Here is a 4,993-nt window from a genome sequence, read left to right as displayed (position 1 = left end):
TTTTAGTTGGAATTTTATTAGAATCACCATATTTGGCTTTATATTTATTTAAAAGTTCATTATGGGTTTTACGAGTACAACCATAGTTTTGTTTAAACATGACTTCTTGTTCGGGAGTTACATGAAGTTTAACAACCACACCTCTAATATATTCGCCCATAAATCACATTTCCTCCAGTCCATCTTATAATACTATTTTTATTCATTTCTAAAAAAAATGAAAAAACATTTACTCTTTTTTAAAACAACAATTAAAATTACATTTAATTGAATAATATCTCATTTATAATTACTCCTATATAAAAAATGAGAGAGAGCATTTGAAAAGTATTCGAATAACGAACTCAGAGCAATTTTTCAAACCCAAAACAATTTTTCATACTCAAAGCAATTATTAAAAATCCATAAAAAAAAGTATACTGAACAAAAATTCACGACCTAAAACAGCCCCCAAAAAACACAAAATAAAAAAATAAATAAAAAAATAGCACACCCAATAGTGCAATTCATCCACGACCTTGAAGAGGTCAGGGTATTCTTGCATCATTTAGATAATTATAAAAATAAATCCATATAAACCTTTATTTTTTAAAAATATACTGCAATAATGCTTTAACAATGTAAAATTGCCTTGAAAATTTGGAAATGATATGCGGAAAAAGAGAAAACCAAGTGATGTAGGTAATGATTAAAAGCAAAACATGATGAATTATTTAACTAGTTTAATATGCAACATATGATAATATCAACCATATTAGACATTAACAGTGAGCATTGTAACTTTTGATGTCAATTGAAAATTGGGATATATATCGAGAAGTGAAATTATCTTGAAAATTGAAAATAGAAATCGTTAATGTCTAAAAATAATAGTACATCAATTATTTTTCACTAGCTGACAAACCTGCCAGATAACCTGTCGAAAAGGCAATTTTCAGATTATAGCCACCGGTCGGACCGTGAACATCCAAAACCTCACCTGCAAAATAAAGACCAGGTGTCAATGTTGATTCCATCGTTTTCGGATTGACATACTTTAAATCAACACCACCGACAGTCACTTTAGCCAGATTATCGTTGAAACCAATGATTTTAAAAGTGAATCTTTTCAGGTTTTCAACCAATCTGTTTTTGCTTTTCTTGTTGATTCTGGATAATTGAACTTCACCATCCAAATCAATTTCACCTAAAAAGAAGTCGATGAAACTGTTTGTCAAAAACAATTTCAGATAATTCTTAAGCATTGTCTTTCCCTTGGACTGGAAATCTGATGTGAATCTCTTAAAAAGCTCTTCACGACCATATTCTGGGCATAAATCAATAGCTATCTCCAAATCCACTTCAGGGTCATTCTCCAACAGGTTATAACTTATACCTTCAGATATCTCATTGCTTAAGTTTATAATTCCCGGACCAGTCAAACCGACATGTGAAAAGAGTACATTTCCCCTTACCCTGCTTTTCTTATAACTTATAACAACATCATTTAGAGTTATGCCGGCAATGTCTGACAAATCCTTTTCGGTAATTAACGGTGAAAGCCCATATTTGATGTCAGTCAATGGCTGTGAAGTCAAAGAGTAATTTTTTATATTGCAACCGGTCTGCGGATAGGTTACACCGCCGGTAGCGATTATAATCTTATCTGCTTTTATCTCATCATTAATAATAAAGTCTTCAGTTATCGTTTTTACTTCAAAGTTATAACTTATAACTACATTATCCAACTTTTTAATGAGACCGTCCAAGACATCACTTGACTTTTCGCTTTTTGGAAAAACACGGTTGTTATCCTCCTGGATAAATTCAAAATCAAAAAGAGAAAACAAATCTTCATTTGTAAATGTATAAAAAGAGTGTTTAAGGAAATTTTTATTGTTAAAAGAATTCAACAACTGTTTTATTGGCTTGTTGTTGGTGATATTGCATCTTCCGCCACCGGTCAGCAGGAGCTTGCGACCCAGGGACGGATTCTTTTCAAGCAATACTACGCTGGAGGAATTTTGACTGGCCGCAATTGCAGCCATCATTCCAGCAGGTCCTCCACCAATAACAGCTATATCATATTCTTTCATTTTAATCAAAAAAAGAAAATTTAAGGGGTTAATCTGTGTCTGTCTCTTGGGAAGAGTACACATTCACGGATGTTTTCAGAGCCGGTTAATACCATGGTTAACCTGTCGGCACCTACACCCCAACCTGCATGAGGAGGCATACCATATTCAAATGCTTTAAGATAGCTTCCAAATCCAGCAGGGTTTAATCCTCTTTCTTCTATTTGTTTTACGAGTAAATCGTATTGGTGAACACGAGTAGCACCAGAAGATAACTCTAAGTTGTTGTACATTAAATCAAAGGCATGAGAGTATTTTTCATCGCCGTCTACAGGCATGACATAGAACGGTTTGATTTCACTTGGCCATCTGGTCAGGAAGTAGAATCCACCCATTGTGTCACCTAATGCCTTTTCAGCTTCACGAGACAAGTCTTCTCCCCATTCCATTTCAACATCTTTGGAGTTTACGATATCAAGTGCTTCATCATAGGTCACAACAGGGAAATCACCAGAAGGCACTTCAAGTTCATGGCCTAAAATGTCCAATTCATCAGCACAGTTTTCATTGACATCTTTCAATACCTGAATAATCATGTCGTTTAAGATTTTCATTACATCTTCATCGTCAGCAAATGATGCTTCTGCATCAATGGAAACAGCTTCGTTCAAGTGTCTTAATGTATCGTGCTCTTCAGCCCTGAAGATTTGACCTATTTCGAATACCTTATCCATTCCACTAGCCATCATCATTTGTTTGTATAATTGTGGAGATTGGCCAAGGAAAGCCTCTTTTTCAAAGTAAGTAATTGGGAATAATTCAGTTCCTCCTTCAGTAGCTGAAGCTACAAGTTTAGGAGTGTTAATTTCATAAAATCCATTATCATAGAAGAAATCTCTGATAGTATGGAACATTTGACCTTTAATTTTGAAAATTGCTGAAACATTTTCTTTTCTGATATCCAAGAATCTTGAATCCAATCTTGTATCAATTCCAGCTTTAACTTTTTCAGTTGGATCCATTGGTAAAGGCTGGTTAGCTAAGTTTAAAATTTTAACTTCTTTTGGTAAAATTTCAACGCCGTTTGGAGCTTTAGGAGCTTCTTGAGCCATACCTTTAATAGCTACAACTGATTCTTTTCTTAAATTTCTTAATTCTTCTAATATTTCTGCTTCTACTTTTTTACTTGGAGCTGTAATTTGAACTCTACCAGTTACATCACGTAGAATTACAAACATGATACCACCAAAGTCACGGATTTCATGTACCCAACCCATGACGGTAATGTCACTGCCTGCAATTTCGGAAGTGCATTCATTAGCGTAATTAGTTCTTCTCCAATCTTTTAATAAACCTTGCAAATTATTCACCTCGCGGTTTTAAAAAAATCAATAATAATGATAAATTTTCATTATAATTTTAGTTTAGTTTTAATGTTTAATAAACATATGTGAAATAGGAAAAAAAGTAGCTGAAAAAAATATTTTGAATTAAAAAAATGAGTTATAACTTATAATTCTATTTGTAAAAAATAAAAAAAGAAAAAATAATAAAAAATTATTATTTATTGAATTGAGAATCATCTATTTGACCGGTTTTAGCATCTACAGTGATTACACCCATACTTTTATCATTATGAGTACTGTCCACAATATAGAAGACATAACTGTCACCGGATTGGTCATGGTTGTCAATCTCATAGCCCTTTAAATTTATTAAGTACTGTTCCACAAGCTGTTTACAGTCATCATAGGAATATTTAGGAGTATTGCTGGATGAACTTGAGGATGGGCTAGAAGATGGACTTGACGGACTTGAACTAGGACTAGCTACTGCACCACCGCTTGATGAACCTGAAGAAGCAGGTTGGCTAGGACTTGAAGATGCAGAGCTTGAACTAGCAGGACTACTTTGGGATGAACTTGGAGCATTGTTGGAAGAAGAACTGTCATTCATCAATTTTGTAGATACTTCATTAGCCAAATCATCACCGGATGAAGTAGTATTTTTACCGCCAGCAGATGAAGTTGCATTGTCATTATCAGTAATTATCACATCATCAACATTAGAATGGTCAATTCCGTCACTTGCAGAATCATTTAAAGAGTCAACATTTGGAGCATTAGGATTTTCAAATACAAATCCAATATCATTCATATGGACTTCATTATAATGACCAATTATAATTGGAAGATTAGCTTGGAAAAGATTTATATTGAAAAATTTAGTATCCACATTAGCTATAAGAAGCATTATTAAATTGAAATCCTTTTCTTTAGTCATAGTTGGAGGAGCAACATTTAAAACAGGAACAGGTTTTTGAGATTTGTGATTATCACTAAATACAATATTGTTTGCTATTTGAGTAGTAAGTCCACCATCTTTAGAACTGACTGAAACTCCTTCCTGACCATTAGTTACCAATATGTTTATTGTGTCGCCTTTTTTAAATGCGACTGATTGCGGAGGTTGATTTTCAACAGGTACGATTTTCGAATTTTTAGTATTTTTCAAATAATTAATCATTGAATCATTGTTTTTGAATGTGTGAATAGTGACACCATATTTACTGTCCTTATACACACCATCCCCGGTTTTAACAAAATTAGAATCTGAAGGCACTGAAATCTTAATACCATCAAATACTTCTTGTTTCATTGAGTGATCGTTGCTTAAAACATTTGCACCGACCAAACCTACGGAAATGATACCAACGATTACAATAAGAAATAAGACATGAGTATCAATTTTCATTAACTTTCACCTAAATTATATTATGTATATAATTTATGTATTTTATGATATAAATACTAAAACAATTGAACTACCTCGACTTTGGAGAAGTCGAGGATTCTTACTTCACGGGCTGATACTCTCCCACGAGAGTAGGATTACCGTGCTATCCCCCCTGTTCCAGAGGTTCATTTTTTCATCAGTTA

Annotated in this window: 3 protein-coding genes; all 3 read right to left on the bottom strand. The window is 33.4% G+C overall.

From position 1 onward, the window contains the following. Window positions 1–881: 881 nt before the first annotated feature. Complete coding sequence (locus QZ143_RS09265; protein ID WP_292883504.1) at window positions 882–2,075, bottom strand: aminoacetone oxidase family FAD-binding enzyme; 1,194 nt, start codon at window positions 2,073–2,075, stop codon at window positions 882–884. A 20-nt stretch (window positions 2,076–2,095) separates the two neighbouring features. Further along, window positions 2,096–3,415, bottom strand: a complete 1,320-nt coding sequence (gene aspS, locus QZ143_RS09260) for an aspartate--tRNA(Asn) ligase (RefSeq protein WP_292608887.1) — start codon at window positions 3,413–3,415, stop codon at window positions 2,096–2,098. A 199-nt stretch (window positions 3,416–3,614) separates the two neighbouring features. Next, a complete protein-coding gene (locus QZ143_RS09255; protein WP_292883501.1) occupies window positions 3,615–4,808 on the bottom strand; it encodes a hypothetical protein in 1,194 nt (397 codons plus the stop codon). Window positions 4,809–4,993: the final 185 nt, after the last annotated feature.

Origin of the sequence: Methanobrevibacter sp. UBA188, assembly GCF_905234905.1 — an archaeon.
Classification (GTDB): Archaea; Methanobacteriota; Methanobacteria; order Methanobacteriales; family Methanobacteriaceae; genus Methanocatella.
The sequence above is the reverse complement of the archived record's forward strand: the minus strand, read 5'-3'. Positions and strand labels throughout refer to the sequence as shown.